This window comes from Paracoccus sp. pheM1 (assembly GCF_018499825.1).
Classification (GTDB): Bacteria; Pseudomonadota; Alphaproteobacteria; order Rhodobacterales; family Rhodobacteraceae; genus Paracoccus; species Paracoccus versutus.
In genome coordinates this window covers 179768-203015 of record NZ_JAGXCX010000002.1, presented here as the reverse complement: position 1 = coordinate 203015, position 23248 = coordinate 179768, and the positions used below count along the sequence as shown (strand labels likewise).

The window sequence follows — 23248 nt, the reverse complement described above, 5'->3', positions numbered from 1 at the left end:
GCCGCGAAATAGGCGCGGCCGCGCCCGGCGGGACGGTTGCCTGGGTATTTGGGCAACGGAGAAACATGGCGGGCGGCGCCCAGTCGGCGCCCTTCGCCCAGGCGGCTTGGCCGCATGTGTGTCTGGTGAACGGAACGCCCCCTGCCCTGCGCGCGGTGCCGGCGGGGCCGGGCGGCGCGGGTCTTGTCGTGGTTGTTGTTGTCGTGGTTCAAGAGTGGGCGGTTCATGGTGAAGAAGGCGCTGATTACCGGGGTCACGGGTCAGGACGGATCCTACCTGGCCGAGTTCCTGCTGGAAAAGGGCTATGAGGTGCATGGCATCAAGCGCCGCGCCTCGAGCTTCAACACCCGGCGCGTCGATCACATCTTCCAGGATCCGCACGAGGTCGCGCCGCGCTTCCTGCTGCATTACGGCGACCTGGGCGATGCCTCGAACCTGACCCGGATCATGGCCGAGGTGCGGCCGGACGAGGTCTATAACCTGGGCGCGCAATCCCATGTCGCGGTCAGCTTCGAGGCGCCGGAATATACCGCCGATGTCGATGCGCTGGGGACGCTGCGGCTGCTGGAGGCGATCCGCTTCCTGGGGCTGGAGCGGGCGACGCGGTTCTACCAGGCGTCGAGTTCCGAGCTTTACGGGCTGGTGCGCGAGACGCCGCAGACCGAACGCACGCCCTTTCACCCGCGCAGCCCCTATGCCGTGGCCAAGCTCTATGCCTATTGGATCACGGTGAACTATCGCGAGGCCTATGGGCTTTTCGCCTGCAACGGCATCCTGTTCAACCACGAGAGCCCGCGCCGCGGCGAGACCTTCGTCACCCGCAAGATCACCCGCGGGCTGGCCAACCTGGCCCAGGGGATCGGCGGCTGCCTTTATCTGGGCAACCTGGACGCGCTGCGCGACTGGGGCCATGCCCGCGACTACGTGCGCATGCAATGGCTGATGCTGCAAAGCGATGCGCCCGACGATTACGTCATCGCCACCGGCGAGCAGCATTCCGTGCGCCAGTTCCTGACCTGGGCCGCCGCGGAGCTGGGCATCGCGCTGGAATTCCGCGGCTCGGGCGTGGATGAGTTCGCCCTGGTCGCCTCGGTCGCCGGCGAGCGGGCGCCGGCCTTGCGTCCCGGCGACGTGGTGATGCGGGTCGATCCGCGGTATTTCCGCCCGGCCGAGGTGGCCAGCCTGCTGGGCGATGCCGGCAAGGCGCATCGCCGGCTGGGCTGGCGCCCCCGGACCGGGCTGCGCGAGATGATCGCCGAGATGGTCGCCGCCGACCTGCGGGCGGCGCGGCAGCATGCGCTGCTCCGGCGGCACGGGCTGGGTCCGGCCGTCGCGGGAGAGGTGGGATAGATGGCGCGGCTTTTCGTCACCGGCGGCCATGGCATGGTGGGGTCGAACCTGCGCGCCCATCCCGGCATCGCCGCCTGGCAGGTGCTGGCGCCTGCCCGCACCGAGCTGGACCTGTGCGACGCGGTCGCGCTGCGGGACTGGCTGGCGCGGCATCGTCCCGACGCCGTGGTCCATGCCGCGGGCGTCGTCGGCGGCATCCAGGCCAACATGGCCGAGCCGCTGCGGTATCTGGCCGAGAACGCCCGCATCGGGCTGAACCTGATCACCGCCTGCCGCGAGATCGGCGTTCCGGTGCTGCTGAACCTGAGTTCGAGCTGCGTCTATCCGCGCGACCTGCACCGCGACCTGGTCGAGGAACAGATCCTGACCGGCCCGCTCGAGCCCAGCAACGAGGGCTATGCCCTGGCCAAGATCATGGCGATGCGGCTGGTGGACCATGCCTGCCGCGAGAACCCCGCCTTGCAATGGCGCACGCTGATCCCCTGCAACCTCTACGGCCCCTTCGACACGTTCGACCCAGGGCGGTCGCATCTGCTGCCGGCGATCATCCACAAGATCCACCGCGCCGGGATCGAGGGCCGCGACCGGGTCGAGATCTGGGGCGACGGCCAGGCCCGGCGCGAGTTCATGCATGCGGGCGACCTGGCGGATGCGATCCTGCGCGCGCTGGCCGATCCCTCGGCCGTGCCGGCGGTGATGAACGTCGGGCCGGGGGTGGATCACGCGATCAAGGATTATTACCGCCTCGTGGCCGGGGTGGTGGGCTGGCAGGGCCGCTTTGTCCACGACCTCGGCAAGCCCGTGGGCATGCGGCGCAAGCTTCTGTCCGTGGCGCGGCAGGCGGCCTGGGGCTGGGCGCCGCGGATCGGCCTGGCCGAGGGCGTCGCCGCCACCTATGCCTGGTATCTGGAGCAGCAGCCATGAACCGCTTTCCCCTGGCAAGCTCCAGCTGGGACGAGGCCGAGCGGGACGCCCTGCAGCGGGTGATCGCCTCGGACCGCTTTACCATGGGCCCCGAGGTCGCGGCCTTCGAGGCCGAGTTCGCCCGCTTCGCCGGCAGCCGCCATGCGGTGATGGTCAATTCGGGCTCGTCGGCCAATCTCGCCATGGTGGCCGCGCTGCGCTACCGGCAAGACCCGGCCTCGCGGCTGATGCCGGGCGACCAGGTGATCGTGCCGGCGGTGTCCTGGTCCACCAGCTTCTTTCCGCTGCACCAATACGGGCTGCACCTGAAATTCGTGGACATCGACCGCGAGACGCTGAACTACGACCTTGCCGCGCTGGCCGCGGCCATCGACGACCGGACCCGCGCCGTCATGGCGGTGAACCTGCTGGGCAATCCCAACGATTTCGACGCGATCCGTTCGCTGATCGGCACCCGCCGCATCCTGCTGATCGAGGATAATTGCGAATCCATGGGCGCGACCTTCGCCGGGCGCCAGGCCGGCACCTTCGGGGTGATGGGGACGTTCTCGACTTTCTTCTCGCACCACATCTCGACCATGGAGGGCGGGCTGGTCGTCACCGACGACGAAGAGCTTTACCACATCCTGCTGGCGCTGCGGGCGCATGGCTGGACGCGCGACCTGCCCAGGCGGAACCGCGTGACCGGCGAGAAGGGCGAGGATCCCTTCGAGGAAAGCTTTCGCTTCGTCCTGCCCGGCTACAACCTGCGCCCGCTGGAGATGTCGGGCGCCCTGGGCCGGGCGCAGCTGGAAAAGCTGCCGCGGCTGGTCGCGGCACGGCGCGCGATGGGTCGAGGCGATGGCCGATCACCCGCTGTTCCGCATCCAGCGCGAGATCGGCGAAAGCAGCTGGTTCGGCTTTGCGCTGGTGCTGCGCCCCGAATGCAGGCTCGGCCGGCGCGAGGTTCTGGCGCGGCTCGGCGCGCTGGGATTCGAGACCCGGCCCATCGTCAGCGGCAATTTCACCGGCAATCCCGTGCTGCGGCTGATGGACCACAGCCTGCACGGGCCGATGACCCATGCGGACGAGATCGACCGCAACGGCTTTTTCATCGGCAACCACCCCCATGACATGCGGGACGCGATCCGAATCCTGGCCCGATTCCGCGGCTGAGCGGCTGGCCGCTGGACTTGCCGGCCCGGGTTGGTCAGGATCGGCGCCGGGGTTTCGGGTGGGCGGTCATGGGTGCAGTCTGGACAAGGCGGATCGGCGCGGCGGTCCTGGTCGTCGCCCTGGGCGCGGGGGCCGCTTTCCTGGCCTGGCCCGAACCGCCGCGCCCGGCGACGCCGGTGCCGGCGCTGAGCCTGGCCGGGGACGCGGGATTCCTGGCGGAGCTCGGCCCACAGCGGCCCGGATGGAGCGCCCTGCCCGCCCAGGCGACGGGGCGCGCGGCCGCTGATCCCTCGGGCCTGGGCTATCGCCATGAATGGCCGGGCTTTCACGCCTCGGCGCGGTTTCAGGGCACCGGGATCGTGCTGCGATTCGACGATGCGCTCAATCGCTGGCGCGTGACGCTGGACGGCAAGGCGGTCGAGGTCTCGCGCCCCGGCCGGCAGGATCTGCATATCCGCGGCCTTGCGCCCGGCCCGCATCAGATCCGCGCCGAGAAGATCAGCGAATCAAGCGGCCCGGCGCTTTTCGGCGGCTTCTTCCTGGACGATTCGGCCCAGGCGCTGCCGCCGCCCGATCCGGCGCCGCGGCTGATCGAGTTCATCGGCGATTCCGACACCGTCGGCTTTGCCAATACCGCCAGCCGCCGCGATTGCGAGGCTGAGGAGATCTATGCCGCGACCGACACCAGCCGCAGCTTCGGCCCGCAGGTCGCGGCGGCGCTGGGTGCGGATTACCGCATCGTCGCGCGCTCGGGCATCGGGCTTTTGCGCAACTACGGCGGCGCCGAGCCCGACCGCACCATGGACCGGCTTTATCCCCTGGCCCTGCCGGGACAGCCGGATGCGCCGGCCCTGCCGGAGCGCAAGGCGGACATCGTCGTCATCGGGCTGGGCTCGAACGTGTTCGGCTCGGAACTCGCCCCCGGCGAACGCTGGAGCGACAAGGGCCAGCTGCGCCACGAGTTCGGCCCGGCGCTGGCCGATTTCGCCACCGCCCGCGCGCAGGAAAACCCCGGCGCGACCCTGGTGCTGCTGGCCTTCGGCGAATACGGGGCCGAACTGGTCGAGGCGCATCGGACCGCATCGGCTCTGCTGGACGGCCGGGGCCTGGCCAACCGCCTGGTCGTCCTGGGCGATCCGCAGCGCAACGCCTGCCTGTGGCACCCCTCGGCCGAGGATCACGCGATGATCGCGCAGGCGCTGGTCGCGGCGCTGAAAGGGCCGGGTCCGAACTGAACGGCGCATTCTGTCTCTTGCGCCCGCCGCCGCGCGACCGCACACTCCACCCGACCCTGCCAGCCGAGCCGCCATGCATTCCCTCAGACCGACCCATAACCGCCTGCGCCGCCTTGCCGGCCTGGGCCCCGCGGATTTCTTTGCCACCGCCGTCGAGCGATGGGAGATCTGCCCGGCCGAGGTGGGCGAGGTCATGCCGGGCATCTGGCTGCCCGACCAGGTCGAGCATATCTCGCGCACCGAGTTCGGTTCCCTGCCCAACATCCTTGAACAGATGCAGGGCAATCCGGCCGAGCAGATTCCGCCCACCCTGGGCTATCGCTTCCGCGACGTGGATTTCGTCGATGGCGTGCTGCATGCGCGCGGGGCCGAACGCCACCTGCGCCAGCACAAGCGCTCGGGCCTGGGCTATACCCGGCCGCGCGAAAGCCTGACGGGGGCGCTTTACGAAAGCTGGATCGGCAATCGCTGGTTCGGCAACTGGCTGCTGAACGACTGCCTTGCCTATCGCCTGGCCGAAGAGGCGGGGGCGCCGGTGACCTCCGCCCCGCTGCGCGGCGGCCATATCGCGCGCTACGAGGAATTGCTGGGCATGGCGCCCCGGCGCATCGGCGACGTGCATTTCGACGAGTTGGTCCTGTTCGACGACCTGCAAAGCAACAGCCACCGCCGCGGCCGCGCGCAGCGCAACCGCGCGCTGGTCCTTCAGGGGCGGGCGCTGGAGCCCCTGCCCGGCGTCTTCATCTTCCGCGGCGCCAGCGGCGATGCCCGCATCCTGGAGAACGAGGCCGAGATCGCCGAGCGGCTCGAGGTCGAATACGGCTTTCGCACGCTCTACATCGACCGCCACGACGCCGACGAACTGGCCCAGGCTGCCGGCGCGGCGCGGATCGTGGCGGGGGTCGAGGGCAGCCAGCTTGCCCATGGCGTCATCGCCATGGCGCCGGGCGGCACGGTGCTGACCCTGCAGCCGGCGGACCGGGTGACGACCTCGCTCAAGCTGCTGACGGATTGCTGGCAGCAGCATTACGCCATGGTGGTGGGGTCGGGCACCGCCCGCGGCTACCGGGTGGAATGGGACCAGATCCGGCGCACGCTCGACCTGATCGCGGCGCAAACCGCCTGAAACCCGTCCTAACAGTCAGGTTGAGTTTGCCGCGAGACATCGGAATATGGGGGCGGGCGAGCTTTATTTCCCGCCGAAGTGATTAAGCAAGTGCATGGTGATGTTCGAAACTCTCCGGGATGACTACAAAAGACACGGCCGTTCGCTGACCGAGCCCGCCTTCGTCTCGCTAGCCGTCTATCGCTATGGCCGCTGGGCCATCGGGCTGAAGAACCCGCTGCTGCGCTGGCTGGCCGGCAAGCCCTATGCGCTGATGCGGATCCTGATCCTGAACGTGACCAAGGTCTGGATCCCGCCGCAGGTGCGGCTGGGGCGCGACTTCCACATCATCCATGCCGAGGGCTCGCTGTCGATCCATCCCGACGTGGTGATCGGCGACCGCTGCGGGGTGATGCACAACGTCACCATCGGCACCAACATGGGCCCCGGCGCGCCGGTGATCGGCGATGATGTGTTCATCGGGGTGAATTCCTGCGTGCTGGGGCCGATCACCATCGGCGACCGGGTGCGGATCGGCGCCAATACCGCGGTGACGACCAACGTGCCGCCGGATTCGGTGGTCATCGGCTCGCCCGCCAAGATCTATCCCAGCCTGCCGATCTTTGCCGCCAAGAAGAAGGCCCCCGAGCATGAGTGACGATTTCGACCGCAGCATGTGGCGCCTTCTGGCCGACAACCTGCCCGCCCGCGCCGACAAGATCGCCGCGGTGGACCAGGGCCGCTCGGTCAGCTACGGCGAACTCGCGGCCGAGGCGGGGCGCGTGGCCGATTGGCTGGTCGGGCGCGGCATCCTCCCCGGCGACCGGGTGATCGTGCATCTGCGCAAGGGCATCGACGAGGTCGCGGCCATGTTCGGCGCCTGGAAGATGGGCGCCGTGGTCATCAACGTGAACATCCGCTGGACGCCCGCGCAGCTGGCCTATGTCGCCCGCGACAGCCGGGCGCGCGCGGCGATCCTGCCCCGCAACGCGCTGGAGGCGCTGGTGGGCGAACATGCCTTGCCCGAGGGCACGGCCTATCTTGTTCAGGGCAAGGCCGAGGGCCTTGTCCAGGGCGCGGACCCCTGGGGGGCGCTTGGCGCCGACCGGGCTTCCGCGCCCGACGAATCCGACCCGCGCGGGTTGGCGATGATCATCTACACCTCGGGCTCGACCGGCGCGCCCAAGGGGGTGATGCTCAGCCATCGCAATATCCGCGTGGGCGCCATCTCGGTCGCGCACTACCTGGGGCTGGACGAAAGCGACCGTCTGCTTTCGGTGCTGCCCTACAGCTTCGACGCCGGGCTGAACCAGCTGACCACCATGCTGCTGACCGGCGGGACGGTGGTCCATCAGCCGCTGACCATGCCGGCCGAGATCATCCGCATGGCCAAGGCCGAATCGGTGACGGGGATCGCCGGGGTGCCGCCGCTCTGGAACCAGATCGTGCGGCTGCTGGTGGACCGGCCGACCGAACTGCCGGCGCTGCGGCGCATCACCAATACCGGCGGCAAGATCCCCCCGAACATCCTGGAACTGCTGCCGCAGGTGTTTCCGGGCGTCGACATCTACCTGATGTATGGGCTGACCGAGGCGTTCCGCTCGACCTATCTGCCGCCGGCGAAATTCGCGGCCAAGATGGGCTCGATCGGCCGGCAGATCCCGAACGCGCAGGTCTTCGCCATCAAGCATGGCGAGGGCATCGCCGGCCCCGGCGAACAGGGCGAGCTGGTCCATGCCGGGCCGCTGGTCAGCATGGGCTATTGGGAAAAGCCCGAGGTGACGGCGCAGAAGATCCGCCCCTGCCCCGAGCTTGCGCACCTGCTGGGCGACGAGCCGGTGGTCTGGTCGGGCGACCTGGTGCGCGTGGACGAGGACGGCGACCTGTGGTTCGTCAGCCGCATGGACGAGATGATCAAGACCCTGGGCTTCCGCCTGTCGCCGACCGAGGTCGAGGATGCGATCTCGCAAAGCGGGCTGGTGACCGACGTGGTGGCCTTCGGGGTCGAGGATGCCGACCTGGGCCAGGCGGTTCACGCGGTCGTGACCTATCTGCCGCAGGGCGACGAGGCCGCGCTGGCCGCGCATTGCGCCCGCGCCATGCCCCATTACATGCGTCCCCAGCGCTATCATTCCTGGCAAGGCGCCATGCCGCGGACCGCCAGCGGCAAGCTGGACCGCCCCGCCATCATCTCGGCCGCCAGGGCCGCATCGCAGAACTGACCAGAAAGGCATTGAATCCATGAGCCTGAGCAAGGACGAACTGTTCCGCTATATCCGCGCCGAACTGAACATCGACACGCCGCTGGACGGCGATACCGAGCTTTTCTCGACCGGGATGCTGGATTCGGTGGCGATGGTCGGGCTGATCTCCTTCGTCGAGCAGCATGCCGGGGTGCGGGTGCAGCCGGGCGACGTGACGCTGGAGAATTTCGACACGGTGGACGCCATCCTAGCCTATGTGCAGACCCTTGACTGACCTCGACCGCCACCTGTCCGAGGCCGCGGCGCGCTTCGGCACGCCCTGCTATGTCTATGCCACCGACCTGGTCGAGGAACGGCTGGCGCATCTGCGCGCGCATCTGGGGCGCTGGTTCGCCGTCAGCTTCGCGGTCAAGAGCAATCCGAACCCGGCGCTGCTGGGCTGGATGCGGGACCGGCTGGACTGCCTCGACATCTCCTCGGGGGGCGAGCTGGCGCTGGCGCGCGAGGCGGGCTGGGATGCGGGCCGGATCAGCTTCACCGGCCCGGCCAAGCGCGAGGCGGAGCTGCGCGCCGCCACCCAGGCGGGCCTGGGCGAGCTGGTGCTGGAAAGCCTGCGCGAGGCGCGGCTGGCCGATGCCGTCGCGGCCGAGCTGGGCCTCGTCCAGCCGGTGCTGGTCCGCCTGGCGCCCTCGCGCGTGCCCAAGGGTTTCGGCGACCAGATGGCCGGCCGGCCCAGCCCCTTCGGCGTCGATGTCGAGGACGCGGCCGAGATCCTGCCGCAGATCGCCGCCCTGCCCAACCTGCGCATCATCGGGCTGCACATCTATTCCGGCACGCAATGCCTCAAGCCCGAGGCGATCTGCGAGAACTGGCGCATCTTCATGCAGGTCTTTTCCGAGACCTGCGCCGCGCTGGACCTGCGCCCGGAAAAGCTGATCTTCGGCGCCGGGCTCGGCATCCCCTATCACCCCGGCGACAGCGCGCTGGACCTTGCCGCTATCGCCGCCGAGATCGGCCCCGAACTGGACGCCTTCGCCGCGCGCTTTCCCGCGACGCGGCTGGTGCTGGAGCTGGGCCGCTACCTGGTCGGGCCGGCGGGCTGGTTCGTGACCCGCGTCGTCTCGGTCAAGCAGTCGCGCGGCAGCCGAATCGCCATCTGCGACGGCGGGCTGAACGCCAACCTGGCGGCCTCGGGCAATTTCGGCATGGTGCTGCGGCGCAATTACGTCATGCACCGCGTCGGCGGCGACGAGGGCGGCACCCGCCCCGAGGAAAGGCAGGACATATCCGGCCCGCTCTGCACCTCGATCGACAAGCTGGGCGGCGGCGTCGCCCTGCCCAGGCTGGAGGAAGGCGACCTGATCGCCATCCATGCCTGCGGCGCCTATGGGCCGACCGCCAGCCCGCTGCATTTCATCAGCCATCCCATGCCGGCCGAGGTGCTGCTGACCGGCGGGCAGATGCGCGACGCGACCCGGATCCGCGGCGGCTGAGGCCCGGCCGCCGCCCCATTTCCGGGCAAGCGATAAAATATTCCTGATCTTGGATTTTTGCGTCGTTTTTATCGACCGGGTCGGTTGTGTTTTCCGCGGCTGCGCGTCTATTATCTGCGCACAGCCCGAACCGGAAAAGGAACACGATGGTCGAACAGAACCTGTTGCTCTTGCTTGTTCTGACGCCATTCGTGTCGGCCGCCCTGGCGGCCACACTTCCCATCCGGGCGCGCAACGCCGAAGCCTGGCTCGCCGGGCTGACGATGATCGTCGCACTGGTGATCCTGGGCGTGCTCTACCCCGCCGTGACCGAGGGGCGAAGCATCACGGGCACCTTCCGCTGGGTCAGCTCCATCGGGCTTGACCTGACCTTCCGCATCGACGGGTTTTCCTGGCTGTTCATGGTGCTGGTGGCGGGAATCGGCTTCCTCGTCATCCTTTATGCGCGCTACTACATGTCGCCCGACGACCCGGTGCCGCGGCTCTATTCCAGCCTGCTGGCCTTTTGCGGCGCCATGTCGGGGCTGCTGCTGTCGGGCAACATCATCATGCTGGTGGTGTTCTGGGAACTGACCAGCATCGTGTCGTTCCTGCTGATCGGCTATTGGTTCCAACGGCAGGACGCACGCGACGGCGCGCGGATGTCGCTGATCGTGACCGCCTCGGGCGGGCTGTGCCTGATGGTGGCGATGATCATCCTGGGCCAGATCGCCGGCAGCTACGAACTGGACGCCGTGCTCAAGGCCGGGCCGCAGATCACCAGCCACCGGCTTTATCCGGTGGTGCTGATCCTGTTCGTGCTGGGCGCCTTTACCAAATCGGCGCAATTCCCGTTCCATTTCTGGCTGCCCAATGCCATGGCGGCGCCGACGCCGGTCTCGGCCTATCTGCATTCGGCGACCATGGTGAAGGCCGGGGTCTTCGTGCTGCTGCGCTTCCACCCGGCGCTGGGGGGCACGGACGCCTGGTTCCAGATCGTGACCGGCATCGGCATGACCACGCTGCTGCTGGGGGCGGTGGTGGCGCTGTTCCGCCACGACCTGAAGGGGCTCTTGGCCTATTCCACCATCAGCCACCTGGGGCTGATCACGGCGCTGGCCGGGATCGGCAGCCCCTTTGCGCTGATCGCCGCCGTGTTCCACATCGTCAACCATGCCGTCTTCAAGGCCTCGCTGTTCATGGCCGCCGGCATCATCGACCACGAGACCGGCACCCGCGACATGCGCCGCCTGTCGGGCCTGGCGCGGGTCATGCCGGTGACGGCGATGCTGGCGATCATCGCCTCGGGGGCGATGGCGGGGGTGCCGCTGCTGAACGGGTTCCTGTCCAAGGAGATGTTCTTCGAGGCGACCTATGTCTGGAACAACGGCGGCTCGCTGGACAATTTCGCGCCCTATGTCGCGGTGCTGGCCGGGGCGTTCAGCGCCGCCTATTCGCTGCGCTTCATCGTCACCGTGTTCTTCGGCCCGCCCGCCACCGACCTACCGCAGGAACCGCATGAGCCGCCCTTGCTGATGCGCCTGCCGGTGGCGATCCTGGTGGCGATCTGCCTGGCGGTCGGCATGTTCCCGCAGCAGGTGCTGGGCACCTGGCTGCAGACCGCCAGCATGGCCGTGGTCGGCCCGGAACTGCCGCATTTCAGCCTCAAGATCTGGCACGGCGTCAACCCGCCCCTGATCATGAGCCTGATCGCCATGTCGCTGGGCGCGCTGATCTACCTGCTGCCGCGCCGGCTGATCGATTCGGGCGAGGACGGCACGCGGCTGATGCGGCGGCTGGACTTTGCCCGCGGCTTCGACTGGCTACTGCAGGTCTTTACCATCCGGCTGCCGCGCTTTGCGCTGCGGGTGCTGTCGGCGAACGGGCTTCAGTCGCAATTGCGCGCCATGGTGCTTTTGTCGCTGGCCGGGGCCTGGTTCGTGCTGCGCCGGCTGGACTGGAACGTGCCCATGCCGGAACTGGGCGCAAGCGAGCTGGTCTTTGCCCTGCTGTGGCTGGTCGGCGGCACCTGCGCCGTCGGCGCCGCCTGGCAGGCCAAGTATCACCGTTTCGCGGCACTGGTGCTGATGGGCGGGGCCGGGCTGGTGACTTGCGCCACCTTCGTCTGGCTGTCGGCGCCCGACCTGGCCGTGACCCAGCTGCTGGTCGAGATCGCCACCACCGCGCTTCTGCTCTTGGGCCTGCGCTGGCTGCCCAAGCGCGACCAGGAGATCCCCGGCGACAACAACCTGACCGCCCGTTCGCGCCGGGCGCGCGACCTGCTGATCGCACTGGCCTGCGGCACGGGCATGACCGCGCTGGCGCTGGCGGTGCTGCTGACCCCGCCCGGCACCTCGCTGGGCGACTGGTTCCTGCGCAACGCCTATGTCGAGGGCGGCGGCACCAATGTCGTCAACGTCATCCTGGTGGATTTCCGCGCCTTCGACACCTTCGGCGAGATCACCGTCCTCGCCGTCGTCGGGCTGACCGTCTATGCGCTGCTGCGCCGCTTCCGCCCCGCGCCCGAAAGCGTCGAGCGCCCGCGCCCGCAGCTCGATGCCGAGGAACAGGCGCTGGAGGCCTATCTCTTCGTGCCCTCGGTGCTGATGCAATGGATGTTCGCGCCGATCATCGCGCTGGCGGCCTATCTGTTCTTCCGCGGCCACGACCTGCCGGGCGGGGGCTTCGCCGCCGGCGTCACCCTGGCCGTGGGCCTGCTCTTGCAATATGTCGCCGCCAATGTGCGCTGGGTCGAGGCGCGGATCACCGTGCTGCCGATGCGCTGGATGGCGGCGGGGCTGACCACCTCGGCGGCGGTCGGGGCGGGATCGTGGATCTTCGGCTATCCCTTCCTCAGCGCGCATGCGCAATATCTCGAGTTCCCGGTCATCGGCAAGGTGCCCTTCTCGACCGCGATGCTGTTCGATTTCGGCGTGTTCTCGACCGTGCTGGGCGCCATCGTGCTGATGCTGATCGCCATTGCCCACCAATCGCTGCGCGTCGCCCCGCGCGCCCGCGCGCCCGAAACCGACGAGGAGACGCGCTGATGGAACTGATCCTTGCCCTGGCCATCGGCATCCTGGTCGGCTCCGGCGTCTGGCTGCTGCTGCGGCCGCGGTCCTACCAGGTCATCATCGGCCTTTGCCTGCTGGCCTATGGCGTCAACCTGTTCATCTTTGCCATGGGCCGGCTTTACGTCGGCGCCGCGCCGATCATGCCCAAGGGCGGCTTCGTCGATCCGACCGCCTATGCCGACCCGGTGCCGCAGGCGCTGGTGCTGACCGCCATCGTCATCAGCTTCGCCACCACGGCGCTGTTCCTGGTGCTGATGATCGCCTCGCGCGGGGCCACCGGCACCGACCACGTGGACGGCAGGGAGCGTCATCCATGATGAACGATGCGGCCATGCCCGACCATTTGATGATCGCGCCGATCCTGATCCCGCTGGTGGCCGGCGCGCTCATGCTGTTTTACAGCGACCGCAACCGGCAGACCAAGCTGATCATGGGGCTGGTGGCGGTGGGGCTGACCTTCCTGGCCTCGGTCGAGCTGATGGCCGACGTCAAATCCGCGACCGAACAGGGCGGCACGGTCGTCGGGCTTTACCGGCTGGGCGACTGGCCGGTGCCGATCGGCATCGTGCTGGTGCTGGACCGGCTTTCGGCGATGATGGTGATGCTGACGGCGCTTCTGGCCGCGCCCTCGCTGATCTATGCCGCCGCCGGCTGGCACGGCAAGGGCCAGCATTACCACAGCATGTTCCAGTTCCTGCTGGCGGGGGTGAACGGCTCGTTCCTGACCGGCGACCTGTTCAACCTGTTCGTGTTCTTCGAGGTGATGCTCGCGGCCTCATACGGGCTGATGCTGCACGGCTCGGGGCCCGAGCGGATCAAGGCCGGGCTGCATTACCTGGCGGTGAACCTGGCGGCCTCGCTGTTCTTCCTGATCGGGGTGGCGCTGGTCTATGGCACCACCGGCACGCTGAACATGGCCGACATCGGCCGCGCGCTCTATTGGCTCGACGATGCCGAGCGGCTGCTGTTCCACGCCGCGGCGACCTTCCTGGGGCTGGCCTTCCTGATCAAGGCGGCGGCCTGGCCCCTGTGCTTCTGGCTGCCGCCGACCTATGGCGCCGCCTCGCCGCCCGCCGCCGCGATCATGGCGATCATGACCAAGGTCGGCATCTATGTCATCCTGCGGCTGTCGCTTCTGGTGCTGGGGCCGGATGCCGGGCCCTCGGCGGGCTTCGGTGCCTCGGTGCTGATGATCGGCGGGGTGGTGACGATGGCATTCGGCATGATCGGCATCCTCGGCACGCCGGAGCTGGTGCGCAAGGGCGGCTATCTGGCGATCATCTCGTCGGGGACGGTGCTGGCCGCGATCGGCTTTGCCCAGGCGGGGGGCGGCAGCTCGATGCTGGGCGGAGCGCTTTACTACATGGTGGGCTCGACCGCGGCCATCTCGGCCTTCTTCCTGATCGCCGAGCCGGTCAGCCGCAACGACGAGGGCGACGACGACGCCCCGGCCGAGGACGACGGCTTCGACCCGCTGTCGGAACGCTGGGCGCCGATGGGGCTGGGCACGGTCGAGGACACCACCGCCCCCGCCAGCCAGCGCACCGTCAGCTGGCTGACCATGGCGATCTGCTTCGGCCTGGTCGCGGCGATGATCGCCGGCCTGCCGCCGATGCCCGGCTTCATCGGCAAGTTCGCCATCCTGCGCGGCGCGGTGCAGGACAACCTGCCCGCCTCGGGCCATCTGCCGGTGATCCTGTGGGCCTATGCCGCCATGCTGATCCTGTCGGGGCTGGGGGCGCTGATCGCGCTGATGCGCTTCGGCATCCGCCGCTTCTGGGCCGAGGAAGGCCCGACCCCGCGCATCCTGGCGCTGGAGGTGGTGCCGGTGGTCATGCTGCTGGGCATGATCGGCCTGCAGACCGTGCGCTCGGACGCGCTTCTGGGCTATACCAGCGCCACGGCCGACGCGCTGCTGGAGCCGCGCGTCTATCGCAGCGCGGTGCTGGCCGAGGCGCAGGACGTGCGCGCCGCGCCGGTGCAGAGCCTGAGCCCCGATCCGCTGCCCGAGCCTGAGGCCGAAGCCGAGCCCGAAAACGGGCCAGAGGAGGGCGCGCAATGAGCCGCTTCGTCCCCCATCCCGTGCTTTCGGCCGTGCTGGTGCTGATGTGGCTGTTCCTGACCGCCTTCACCCCCGGCCACCTGCTGCTCGGCACGCTGATCGCGCTGGGGGCGGGCTGGTCGGTCGAGCATCTGCATCCGCCCAAGCCGGTCTTCCGGCGCTGGCTGGCGATCCCCAAGCTGATGGCGGTGGTGGCGCTGGACATCCTGCGCTCCAACATCGCCGTGGCGCGGGTGCTGATCCTGGGCCCCGACCATCCGAAATACCATTCGGGCTTCGTCGAGCTGACGCTGCGCTTGCGCGATCCCAATGCGCTGGCGGTGCTGGCGATCATCCTGACCGGCACCCCCGGCACCGCCTGGATCGAATTCGACCAGGAGGAAGGCCGGCTGCTGCTGCATGTCCTCGACCTGCGCAGCGACGACGACTGGCAAAGCCTGATCCGCGACCGCTACGAGGCGCTGCTCATGGAGATATTCGAATGACGGCCGAGATCCTGCGATTCGCCCTGGGCTATGCCCAGATCGCCCTGATCCTGGCCCTGGGGCTGGCCTGCTGGCGGATGCTGCGCGGGCCGCGGGCGCAGGACCGCGTCCTGGCGCTCGACACGATGTACAGCATCGCCATGCTGCTGTTTCTGGTCATCGGCATGGGCAACGGCAATGTCTTCTTCTTCGAGGGCGCGCTGGTCATCGCCGTGCTGGGCTTTGTCACCACGGTCTGCGCCGCCAAGTTCCTGATGCGGGGCGAGGTGATCGAATGATGCATCTGGAGCAACTGCCGCCCTGGGCCGCCGTCATCATCGCGCTGTTCGTGGTGGTCGGCGCCTCGCTGACGCTGCTGGGCGGGGTCGGCCTGGTGCGGCTGAAAAGCTTCTACCAGCGGCTGCACGCGCCGACGCTGGGCTACAGCTATGGCACGCTGCTGATCATCCTGGCCTCGATGCTGATGTTCTCGCTGGCCGAGGGGCGCGTGGTGGTGCATGAGCTGATGATCGGCATCTTCATCATGGTCACGACGCCGATCACGCTGTTGATGCTGGGCCGGGCGGCGCTGCGCCGCGACCGCGACCGCAAGCTGGGCCATGACGAGGTGGTGCCGCCCCGCATCCGCAGCACCGAGCCCCCCGCCGAGACCGAATCCGAAACCGGCGATCCGCAGCCCTAGCGCGATTGCGCCAGCACCTGCCGCAGCAGGGCGGGGTCGACCGCATCGGTGACGAAGGCCTGGCCGATGCCGCGCGCCAGAACGAAGCGCAGCTTGCCGTCCTGCACCTTCTTGTCCTGCGCCATCAGCCCGATCAGCGCCTCGTCGTCGGGCAGCTCGCCCGGAATGTCGGCGATGCGCGCCGGCATGCCCATGGCGGCGAAATGCGCCGCCACCCGCGACGGCGCCTCCTGGCTGCACAGGCCCAGCTTGGCCGAAAGCTCGAAGGCCAGCGCGCAGCCGATCGCCACCCCCTCGCCATGCAGCAGCCGGTCGGAATAGCCGGTGGCCGCTTCCAGCGCATGGCCGAAGGTATGGCCCAGGTTCAGCAGCGCGCGCTCGCCCTGCTCGGTCTCGTCGCGCTGCACGATGCCGGCCTTCATCGCCACCGAATGGCGCACGGCGCGCAGCCGCCGCGCCGGGTCGGCCGCCAGCCCGCCGGCATTGGCTTCCAGCCATTCGAAGAAGCCCTCGTCGCCCAGCAGCCCGTATTTCGCCACCTCGCCATAGCCGGCGCGGAAATCGCGCGGCGTCAGGGTGGTCAGCACGTCGATGTCGGCCAGCACCAGCGCCGGCTGGTGGAAGGCGCCGATCAGGTTCTTGCCCTGCGGGCTGTTGATCCCGGTCTTGCCGCCGACCGAACTGTCCACCTGCGCCAGAAGCGTCGTCGGGATCTGCACGAAGCGCACGCCGCGGCGCAGGATCGCGGCGGCAAAGCCCGCCAGGTCGCCGATCACCCCGCCGCCAAGGGCGATCACCAGGTCGTTGCGCTCGATCCGCTGGGCCAGCAGCCATTCCACGGCACGGCCCAGCTCGGCCCAGCATTTCGTCGCCTCGCCGGCGGGCAGGGCCAGCGCCGGAGCCTCGATCCCCTGCCGGGCCAGCGCCTCGCGCAGCGCCGGCAGGTGCAGCGCCGCCACCGTCTCGTCGGTCAGGACGGCGACGCGGCGGCGGCCGGCCAGCGCGACGATCTCTTCGCCCGCGCGTGCCAGCAGGCCCTGGCCGATGCGCACGTCATAGGAACGCGCGCCCAGGTCGACATGGACGGTTTCGATGCTCATTTGCCCTCCAGGATCGCCGGATCATGCGCGCGGATCGCGTCCAGCACGCGGTCCGCCGTCTGTTCGATGCTGTCGCCGCGCTGCGCGGGGACGCGGATGTCGGCCAGCGCATAGACCGGGCTGCGCTCGGCCAGCAGCCGCTCCAGCGTACCGCGCGGGTCGGGGGTCTGCAGCAGCGGCCGCGTCGGCCGGTGCCGGACCCGGTGCCAGAGCGTCTCCAGGTCGCAGTCGAGCCAGACCGAGACCCCCTCTTCGCCGATGCGGGCGCGGTTCTCGGGGCGCAGCCAGGCGCCGCCGCCGGTCGAGACCACGCCCGGCCCCGAGGCCAGCACCCGGCCCAGCACCTCTGATTCGCGAGCGCGAAAGAAGTCCTCGCCGTCGCGGGCAAAGATTTCCGGGATGGTCATGGCGGCCGCGCGCTCGATCTCGGCATCGGTATCCGAGAACGGCCTGCGCAACCGGCGCGCAAGTTCGCCCCCGATCGCGGTCTTGCCCGCCCCCATCATTCCGATCAGCACGATGTTACGCCGCATCACCACCCGGATCCCGCCTCTTGCAACCGGACAGACTGATGGCGTGATCTTTCGGGAAATGCCATATATATTTCGCAAGAACCGGCGACAGACCGGCAAGCATATCGAGGCGGAAGGGGCAATTCATGCGGCTTTTGAAGGTGGTGGTGGTTCTGGTCATCCTGATTCTGGCGGGCCTGGCCGGCTATGCCTATTTCGGCGACATGAGTTCCGACCCGCGCGAGATGCGGATGCCGGTCGAACTGGACCTGGGCGCGCAAAGGACCGCCGTCCCGGCATCGACCCCGGCCGCGACCCAAACGCCGGCCCCTTCGACGGCCACGGCCCCCGACGACGGCGATTCCGCCCAGTCCGCCCCGGCGGCCGAGGATGCGGGGGCGGGGCAGAATGACCTCGACTGACGGCCTTGGCCTGGCCTGCGCCCTGGTGGGCGGGCTGGCGCTTGCCCTGCCCGCCGGGGCCAAGCCGCCGCTTTCGGCCAGCGACTGGCTGTCGGGCAGCGTGCGCGAGCCCGACAACATCTCGTCCTGGCGGCCCGGCGACGCGCGCCCGCCCGAGCTGAGGCAGCGCGCCCGGCGCGAGCTTGCCCCCACCGGCGCGGTCGAGCCGGTCGGCGTGACCCGGCTGGGCGAGGGCAATCCCGACGGCAAGGGCACCGTCTCGCCGCGGGCGGCGGGGCTTCCGGCCGATCTTTGGGGCGACAGCGAGGCGGCGGTGCTGGTGCGGCTGATCCGCAGCCCGAACCCGCGCCTGCCGGCGCTGCGGCGGCTGGAGCGGCGGCTGCTGGCCGCGCAACTGCGCCCGGCCCGGACCGAGGCCGGGCAGGAAGGCACGCTGTTCCTGGCCCGCGTCGACAAGCTGCTGGACATGGGTGCCACCGGCGCCGCCAAGGAGCTGCTGAAGGCCGCCGGCCCCGGCGACCTGCAGCGGTTCCGGCGGCTGTTCGACATCGCGCTTCTGTCCGGCGACGAGGCCCAGGCCTGCGAGACCATGGACCGCACCCCCGGCGTCGCCCCCAGCTTCCCGGCGCGCATCTTCTGCCTGGCCTTCGGCGGCGACTGGGCGGCGGCGGCGCTGGTGTTTCACGGCGCCCAGGCCATGGGGCGGATCGACCCGCAGATGGCGACGCTCCTGGCGCATTACCTGGACGACGGCTATTCCGACAGCGCCGAGGAGCTGGTGCCGCCCGCCGTGGTCACGCCGCTGGAGCTGCGCCTGCACGAGGCCATCGGCCAGCCCCTGCCCTCGTCCAGCCTGCCCCTGGCCTTCGCCCTGGCGGACCTGGACCAGAACGAGGGCTGGAAGGCGCGGCTGGACGCGGCCGAGCGGCTGGCGCGGGCGGGGGCGATCCCGGCCTCGCAGCTGCGCATGATCTATCTGGAGCAGAAGCCCGCCGCCTCGGGCGGAGTCTGGGACCGCGCGGGCGCGGTGCAGGCGCTGGCCGATGCGCTGCTGATGCGCGACGTGGCGGGCGTGGGCCACGCCCTGCCCCGCGCCTTCGACGCCATGGTCGCGGCGGGGCTTGGCCCGGCACTGGCCGACATGGTCGGGGCCGAGGTCGGCGCGCTGGGGCTGGACGGCCGCGCCGGCCGCATCGCGCTGTGGCTGGCGCTGCAGGCCGCACAGCCGCAGGTGGTGCAGGCCCCGCCCGCCGATGCCGCGCCTTTCGAGCTGTGGCTTTTGCGCTTTGCCGAGGGCGAGCCGCAATCCGCCCCGCCGCAGGGCGAGGGCGAGCCGCGGGCGGCCGCGCTTTTCCCCGCCTTCCTTGGCCCGTCGGAGCAGAACCTGCCGGACAGCGCCGCGCAGCTGATCCTGGCCAGTCGGCGGGGCGAGGCGCTGCTGGCCGCCATCGCCGATGTCGATGCCGGGCTCGACGGCGACCTGCCGCGGGCGGCGCAGGGCCTGCGCGTCCTGCGCGTGCTGGGCCAGCAGGAAATCGCGCGCCAGGCGGCGATCGAGCTGATCCTGGCCCCGGTGATGGCGCCCCCGCCGGGCGCCGGCGCACCGTGAGCGGCGGCGGCCTGAACGACCGGGGCCGGATCTCGGCCTTTCTCGACGCGCAGGCGGCCGAGGCGGGGGCGGCGCGCAACACGCTGCTGGCCTATGGCCGCGACCTGCGGGATTTCGCCGACTGGCTGGCGGCGCGCGACGACACCCTGCTGGCCGTCCCGCGCGAGGGGATCGAGGATTACCTGTCCCATTGCGACGCCCAGGGCCTGTCGCGGGCGACGCGGGCGCGGCGGCTGTCGGCGATCCGCCAGCTCATGCGCTTCGCGCTGGACGAAGGCTGGCGCGAGGACGACCCGGCCTGCCGCATCAGCGGGCCGGGCCGGATGCAGCGCCTGCCCAAGGTGCTGGACCGGGCCGAGGTGCAAGCCATGCTGGACGCCCTGCCCCGCATCGGCCGCAACGAGGCCGAGCGCGCCCGCAACCTGGCGCTGGTCGAGCTGATCTATGCCACCGGCATGCGGGTGAGCGAGCTGGTCTCGCTGCCGGTGGGCGCCTGCCGCGGCGATCCGGCGCTGCTGCTGATCCGCGGCAAGGGCGGCAAGGAGCGCATGGTGCCGCTGAGCGATCCCGCCCGCCGGGCACTGGCCGCCTGGCTGAAGCGGCGCGACAATGCCCCCGCCGAAAGCCCGCTGGGCCGGCTGGTCGCGGGCAAGGGCGCGCGCTGGCTGTTTCCCGCCGCCAGCCGCGAGGGGCACATGACGCGCCAGGCGATGAACACCCTGCTGGGCCAGCTGGCGCTGGCGGCCGGCATCGACCCGGCCCGCGTCTCGCCGCATGTGATCCGCCACGCCTTCGCCACGCATCTGCTGGAGGGCGGCGCCGACCTGCGCGCGATCCAGACGCTGCTGGGCCATGCCGACCTGGGCACGACCGAGATCTATACCCATGTCCTGGACACGCGGATGCGCGACCTGGTGCTGAACCACCATCCGCTGGCCCATGCCGACGCCAGCGGAAAGAAGCCATGACCGTCCCAGCCCAAGCCGCGGATGCGGCCGCCGCCGCCCTGCCGGTCCCCGATTCGATCCTTGCCGATCCGGTGGTCTGGCTGACTTGCGCCGCCATCCTGCTGCTATTGGCGCTTTCGGCGTTCTTCTCGGGCTCGGAAACGGCGCTGACCGCCTCTAGCCAGGCCAAGCTGCGGTCCAGGGCCGACAAGGGGGATGCAGGCGCCGCGCGGGCGCTTGACGTGACCCGCGACAGCGAAAGATTGCTCGGCTCGCTGCTGCTGGGCAACAACGTGGTCAACATCCTGTCGGCCAGCCTGGCCACGGCGCTGTTCACCCGCATCCTGGGCGCCGGCGGCGTGGCGGTTGCGACGCTGGTGATGACCGCGCTGGTGTTGATCTTTTCCGAGGTGCTGCCCAAGACCTATGCCATCCTTGCCCCCGAGGAGCTGTCCAGCCGCGTCGCCCGCCCGATCGGCGTCTTCACCCGGATCATGGCCCCGATCGTCGCGGTGGTCCGGCTGATCGTGCGCGGCATCCTGGCGCTGCTGGGCTTTCGACCCGACCGGGCAAGCCATGTCTTTTCCGTCCAGGAGGAAATCGCCGGCGCCCTGGCCATCGCGCAATCCAGCGGCTCGGTCGAAAAAGAGGAACGCGACCGCCTGCTGGGCGCGCTGGACCTGGGCGAACGCGCCGTCGAAGAGGTGATGCTGCACCGCTCGCGCATCGAGATGATCGACGCCGGCCTTCCCGCCGATCAGGTGCTGGACCTGGTGCTGAAAAGCCCCCACACCCGCCTGCCCGTCTATCGCGGCGAGCGCGAGAACGTCATCGGCGTGATCCATGCCAAGGATCTACTGCGCGGCGTGCGCCGGGCGCTTCAGGACCAGGGGCCGGACGCCTTGCGCAGCTTTGACGTGCTGGACACCGCCATGCCGCCCTATTTCGTGCCCGAGACCACGCCGCTGGACGAGCAGATGCGCGAATTCCTCAAACGCCACACGCATTTCGCGCTGGTGGTGGACGAATATGGCAGCCTGCGCGGACTGATCACGCTCGAGGACATCCTGGAGGAAATCGTCGGCGAGATCACCGACGAACATGACATGGACGCCGCGCAATCGCTGCTGCCCGGACCGCAGGGCGACTACATGGTCGATGGCGCGATGACCATCCGCGACCTGAACCGGGCGCTGGACTGGTCCCTGCCCGACGACGAGGCCAATACCGTCGCCGGGCTGGTGATCCACATGGCCCAGTCGATCCCGGCGGCGGGCCAGGTGTTTTCCTTTCACGGCTACCGCTTCGAGGTGCTGGCGCGGCGGGAAAACCGCATCACCCGGCTGCGCATCCGCCCGCTGGAGACGCCGCCGCCGGGCGAGGCCGCCGCCGATCAGTGATCGGCCATGCCGGCGGCGCGCTTGGCCTCCTCGACGCTGCCGCCGGCGCCGTTGAAGAAGGCGTTCAGCGCCACCGCCGCGATGGTCGCCAGCAGGATGCCCGATTCGACCAGCGGGTGGATGGCATGCGGCATCCATTGCTTGAAATCGGGGGCGATCAGCGGGATCATCCCGAAGCCGAGCGCCACCGCCACCACGAACAGGTTGTTGCGGTTGCCGGCGAAATCCACCGTCGAGAGGATGCGGATGCCGGTCGCGGCGACCATGCCGAACATGACGAGGCCGGCGCCGCCCAGCACCGGGGTCGGCAGCGATTCCACCGCCGCGCCCATCTTGGGCACCAGCCCGAACAGGATCAGGATCAGCCCGCCGGCGACGCAGATGAAGCGGCTCTTGATGCCGGTGACGCCGACAAGGCCGACGTTCTGGCTGAAAGAGGTATAGGGGAAGGTGTTGAAGATGCCGCCGATCAGCGTGCCCAGGCCATCGGTGCGCAGACCGGCGGTCAGGCGCTGCGGGGTGATCTCGCGCCCCGTCATCTCACCCAGCGCCAGGAACATGCCGGTCGATTCGATCATCACCACGATCATCACCAGCACCATGGTCACGATCAGCACCGGGTCAAAGATCGGCATGCCGAAATGGAAGGGCGCGACGATGCCGAACCAATGCGCCTCGGCCACCTTGTCGAAGGTCATCTGGCCCAGCACGATGGTCAGCCCCGCGCCGATCAGCATGCCCAGCAGCACCGCGATATTGGCGACGAAGCCGCGGCCGAAGCGGGCGATCAGCAGGATCGCCACCAGCACCACGCCGGAAATGGCGATGTTGACCGGCTGGGCGTAAAGCGGGTTCTGCACGCTGGGCGCGGGGGCAAAGCCCTCGGGCAGCGCGGGCACGGCGCCGGTCCCGGCCAGGTCGCGCAGCTGGTTCAGCCAACCCGCCGCGACCGGGTCCACCACCTTGGGCGCGGTCGGCCCGACCGGGTTGCCGAAGATCCAGTTGATCCCCACCCGCATCAGCGTGACGCCGATCACCAGGATGATGGTGCCGGTCACGAGGGGCGGAAAGAACTTCAGCATCCGCCCGACGAAGGGCGCGATCAGCATGGCGACGATCCCCGCGCCGATGATGGCGCCAAAGATCATCCGCGCGCCCTCGGGGCCCGGATAGGCATTGGCCATGGCCACCATCGGCCCGACCGAGGCGAAGGTCACGCCCATCATCACCGGCAGCTGGATGCCGAACCAGCGCGTCACGCCCAGCGACTGGATGATCGTGGCCACGCCGCAGCAGAACAGGTCGGCCGAGATCAGGAAGGCCACGTCCTCGGGCGAGAGCTTCAGCGCGCGGCCGACGATCAGCGGCACCGCCACCGCGCCGGCATACATGACCAGCACATGCTGCAAGCCCAGGGTCGTCATGCGCAGCGGCGGCAGGATCTCGTCGACCGGATCGACTGCGGATGTCGCGGCTCTTGCCATGAGGCCCCCCATTGTTGCCCGTTATC

At 69.5% G+C, this 23248-nt stretch carries 22 protein-coding genes; 19 read left to right on the top strand and 3 right to left on the bottom strand.

Features of this window, described 5'->3' with window-relative positions:
* The first annotated feature begins 225 nt into the window (after positions 1–225).
* From gmd to mnhG, 15 genes are all read left to right on the top strand, one after another.
* The gene (gene gmd / locus KF941_RS15110; protein ID WP_214273825.1) at positions 226–1350 is read left to right on the top strand and encodes a GDP-mannose 4,6-dehydratase; all 1125 of its coding nucleotides are present in this window, start codon (positions 226–228) and stop codon (positions 1348–1350) included.
* Positions 1351–2274: a GDP-L-fucose synthase gene (locus KF941_RS15105; protein ID WP_214273824.1), complete on the top strand. Its 924-nt coding sequence runs from the start codon at positions 1351–1353 to the stop codon at positions 2272–2274.
* Positions 2271–3386 (top strand): aminotransferase class I/II-fold pyridoxal phosphate-dependent enzyme, encoded by a 1116-nt coding sequence (locus KF941_RS15100; protein ID WP_240540441.1) that lies wholly within the window; start codon positions 2271–2273, stop codon positions 3384–3386. The genes KF941_RS15105 and KF941_RS15100 overlap by 4 nt, the downstream gene beginning before the upstream one ends.
* Positions 3387–3497: 111 nt before the next feature.
* Positions 3498–4664, top strand: a complete 1167-nt coding sequence (locus KF941_RS15095) for an SGNH/GDSL hydrolase family protein (RefSeq protein WP_214273823.1) — start codon at positions 3498–3500, stop codon at positions 4662–4664.
* A 73-nt stretch (positions 4665–4737) separates the two neighbouring features.
* Positions 4738–5790, top strand: a complete 1053-nt coding sequence (locus KF941_RS15090; protein WP_214273822.1) for a glycosyltransferase family 61 protein — start codon at positions 4738–4740, stop codon at positions 5788–5790.
* A 100-nt stretch (positions 5791–5890) separates the two neighbouring features.
* On the top strand, positions 5891–6427 hold the full coding sequence (locus KF941_RS15085; protein WP_240540440.1) for a serine acetyltransferase: 537 nt from the start codon (positions 5891–5893) through the stop codon (positions 6425–6427).
* A complete protein-coding gene (locus tag KF941_RS15080; protein WP_214273821.1) occupies positions 6420–7991 on the top strand; it encodes an AMP-binding protein in 1572 nt (523 codons plus the stop codon). The genes KF941_RS15085 and KF941_RS15080 overlap by 8 nt, the downstream gene beginning before the upstream one ends.
* 19 nt (positions 7992–8010) lie before the next feature.
* A complete protein-coding gene (locus KF941_RS15075; RefSeq protein WP_036757930.1) occupies positions 8011–8247 on the top strand; it encodes an acyl carrier protein in 237 nt (78 codons plus the stop codon).
* Complete coding sequence (locus KF941_RS15070) at positions 8240–9466, top strand: type III PLP-dependent enzyme (protein ID WP_240540439.1); 1227 nt, start codon at positions 8240–8242, stop codon at positions 9464–9466. Before KF941_RS15075 ends, KF941_RS15070 begins: the two co-directional genes overlap by 8 nt.
* Positions 9467–9612: 146 nt before the next feature.
* Positions 9613–12492, top strand: a complete 2880-nt coding sequence (locus KF941_RS15065) for a monovalent cation/H+ antiporter subunit A (protein ID WP_116220952.1) — start codon at positions 9613–9615, stop codon at positions 12490–12492.
* Positions 12492–12836, top strand: a complete 345-nt coding sequence (locus KF941_RS15060) for a Na+/H+ antiporter subunit C (protein WP_036757935.1) — start codon at positions 12492–12494, stop codon at positions 12834–12836. Before KF941_RS15065 ends, KF941_RS15060 begins: the two co-directional genes overlap by 1 nt.
* The gene (locus tag KF941_RS15055) at positions 12836–14581 is read left to right on the top strand and encodes a monovalent cation/H+ antiporter subunit D (protein WP_052096111.1); all 1746 of its coding nucleotides are present in this window, start codon (positions 12836–12838) and stop codon (positions 14579–14581) included. The genes KF941_RS15060 and KF941_RS15055 overlap by 1 nt, the downstream gene beginning before the upstream one ends.
* Complete coding sequence (locus KF941_RS15050; RefSeq protein ID WP_036757937.1) at positions 14578–15066, top strand: Na+/H+ antiporter subunit E; 489 nt, start codon at positions 14578–14580, stop codon at positions 15064–15066. Before KF941_RS15055 ends, KF941_RS15050 begins: the two co-directional genes overlap by 4 nt.
* Entirely contained in the window at positions 15063–15344 is a 282-nt protein-coding gene (locus KF941_RS15045; RefSeq protein WP_036757939.1) for a K+/H+ antiporter subunit F, read from the top strand. Before KF941_RS15050 ends, KF941_RS15045 begins: the two co-directional genes overlap by 4 nt.
* The gene (gene mnhG, locus KF941_RS15040; protein WP_072462428.1) at positions 15341–15748 is read left to right on the top strand and encodes a monovalent cation/H(+) antiporter subunit G; all 408 of its coding nucleotides are present in this window, start codon (positions 15341–15343) and stop codon (positions 15746–15748) included. The genes KF941_RS15045 and mnhG overlap by 4 nt, the downstream gene beginning before the upstream one ends.
* Here mnhG and aroB read toward each other — a convergent pair.
* Positions 15745–16848, bottom strand: coding sequence for a 3-dehydroquinate synthase (gene aroB / locus KF941_RS15035; protein ID WP_214273820.1), 1104 nt, complete (start codon positions 16846–16848; stop codon positions 15745–15747). The two genes, mnhG and aroB, sit on opposite strands and share 4 nt — an antisense overlap.
* Positions 16845–17381: a shikimate kinase gene (locus KF941_RS15030; RefSeq protein WP_072462430.1), complete on the bottom strand. Its 537-nt coding sequence runs from the start codon at positions 17379–17381 to the stop codon at positions 16845–16847. Before KF941_RS15030 ends, aroB begins: the two co-directional genes overlap by 4 nt.
* A gap of 125 nt (positions 17382–17506) precedes the next feature.
* Here KF941_RS15030 and KF941_RS15025 point away from each other — a divergent pair, with 125 nt between their 5' ends.
* Genes KF941_RS15025 through KF941_RS15010 form a run of 4 tightly spaced genes read left to right on the top strand, consistent with a single transcriptional unit; the run spans position 17507 to position 21738 of the window.
* Entirely contained in the window at positions 17507–17782 is a 276-nt protein-coding gene (locus KF941_RS15025) for a hypothetical protein (RefSeq protein ID WP_214273819.1), read from the top strand.
* The gene (locus KF941_RS15020; RefSeq protein ID WP_214273818.1) at positions 17769–19391 is read left to right on the top strand and encodes a hypothetical protein; all 1623 of its coding nucleotides are present in this window, start codon (positions 17769–17771) and stop codon (positions 19389–19391) included. Before KF941_RS15025 ends, KF941_RS15020 begins: the two co-directional genes overlap by 14 nt.
* Positions 19388–20359: a tyrosine recombinase gene (locus KF941_RS15015; RefSeq protein ID WP_214273817.1), complete on the top strand. Its 972-nt coding sequence runs from the start codon at positions 19388–19390 to the stop codon at positions 20357–20359. Before KF941_RS15020 ends, KF941_RS15015 begins: the two co-directional genes overlap by 4 nt.
* A complete protein-coding gene (locus KF941_RS15010; protein WP_214273816.1) occupies positions 20356–21738 on the top strand; it encodes an HlyC/CorC family transporter in 1383 nt (460 codons plus the stop codon). Before KF941_RS15015 ends, KF941_RS15010 begins: the two co-directional genes overlap by 4 nt.
* On the opposite strand, the gene KF941_RS15005 is transcribed toward KF941_RS15010, so the two are convergent.
* Positions 21732–23222, bottom strand: coding sequence for a nucleobase:cation symporter-2 family protein (locus KF941_RS15005; RefSeq protein WP_072462435.1), 1491 nt, complete (start codon positions 23220–23222; stop codon positions 21732–21734). The two genes, KF941_RS15010 and KF941_RS15005, sit on opposite strands and share 7 nt — an antisense overlap.
* Positions 23223–23248: the final 26 nt, after the last annotated feature.

What these genes read in the sequence shown, in the direction of transcription:
- KF941_RS15105 (WP_214273824.1), top strand. Translation starts at nt 1,351, where the DNA reads ATGGCGCGGCTTTTCGTCACCGGCGGCCATGGCATGGTGGGGTCGAAC.
- KF941_RS15055 (WP_052096111.1), top strand. Translation starts at nt 12,836, where the DNA reads ATGAACGATGCGGCCATGCCCGACCATTTGATGATCGCGCCGATCCTG.
- KF941_RS15075 (WP_036757930.1), top strand. Translation starts at nt 8,011, where the DNA reads ATGAGCCTGAGCAAGGACGAACTGTTCCGCTATATCCGCGCCGAACTG.
- KF941_RS15025 (WP_214273819.1), top strand. Translation starts at nt 17,507, where the DNA reads ATGCGGCTTTTGAAGGTGGTGGTGGTTCTGGTCATCCTGATTCTGGCG.
- KF941_RS15065 (WP_116220952.1), top strand. Translation starts at nt 9,613, where the DNA reads ATGGTCGAACAGAACCTGTTGCTCTTGCTTGTTCTGACGCCATTCGTG.
- KF941_RS15095 (WP_214273823.1), top strand. Translation starts at nt 3,498, where the DNA reads ATGGGTGCAGTCTGGACAAGGCGGATCGGCGCGGCGGTCCTGGTCGTC.
- KF941_RS15030 (WP_072462430.1), bottom strand. Translation starts at nt 17,381, where the DNA reads ATGCGGCGTAACATCGTGCTGATCGGAATGATGGGGGCGGGCAAGACC.
- KF941_RS15080 (WP_214273821.1), top strand. Translation starts at nt 6,420, where the DNA reads ATGAGTGACGATTTCGACCGCAGCATGTGGCGCCTTCTGGCCGACAAC.
- KF941_RS15100 (WP_240540441.1), top strand. Translation starts at nt 2,271, where the DNA reads ATGAACCGCTTTCCCCTGGCAAGCTCCAGCTGGGACGAGGCCGAGCGG.
- KF941_RS15085 (WP_240540440.1), top strand. Translation starts at nt 5,891, where the DNA reads ATGTTCGAAACTCTCCGGGATGACTACAAAAGACACGGCCGTTCGCTG.
- KF941_RS15005 (WP_072462435.1), bottom strand. Translation starts at nt 23,222, where the DNA reads ATGGCAAGAGCCGCGACATCCGCAGTCGATCCGGTCGACGAGATCCTG.
- KF941_RS15020 (WP_214273818.1), top strand. Translation starts at nt 17,769, where the DNA reads ATGACCTCGACTGACGGCCTTGGCCTGGCCTGCGCCCTGGTGGGCGGG.
- KF941_RS15060 (WP_036757935.1), top strand. Translation starts at nt 12,492, where the DNA reads ATGGAACTGATCCTTGCCCTGGCCATCGGCATCCTGGTCGGCTCCGGC.
- mnhG (WP_072462428.1), top strand. Translation starts at nt 15,341, where the DNA reads ATGATGCATCTGGAGCAACTGCCGCCCTGGGCCGCCGTCATCATCGCG.
- KF941_RS15045 (WP_036757939.1), top strand. Translation starts at nt 15,063, where the DNA reads ATGACGGCCGAGATCCTGCGATTCGCCCTGGGCTATGCCCAGATCGCC.
- KF941_RS15050 (WP_036757937.1), top strand. Translation starts at nt 14,578, where the DNA reads ATGAGCCGCTTCGTCCCCCATCCCGTGCTTTCGGCCGTGCTGGTGCTG.
- KF941_RS15090 (WP_214273822.1), top strand. Translation starts at nt 4,738, where the DNA reads ATGCATTCCCTCAGACCGACCCATAACCGCCTGCGCCGCCTTGCCGGC.
- KF941_RS15010 (WP_214273816.1), top strand. Translation starts at nt 20,356, where the DNA reads ATGACCGTCCCAGCCCAAGCCGCGGATGCGGCCGCCGCCGCCCTGCCG.
- aroB (WP_214273820.1), bottom strand. Translation starts at nt 16,848, where the DNA reads ATGAGCATCGAAACCGTCCATGTCGACCTGGGCGCGCGTTCCTATGAC.
- gmd (WP_214273825.1), top strand. Translation starts at nt 226, where the DNA reads ATGGTGAAGAAGGCGCTGATTACCGGGGTCACGGGTCAGGACGGATCC.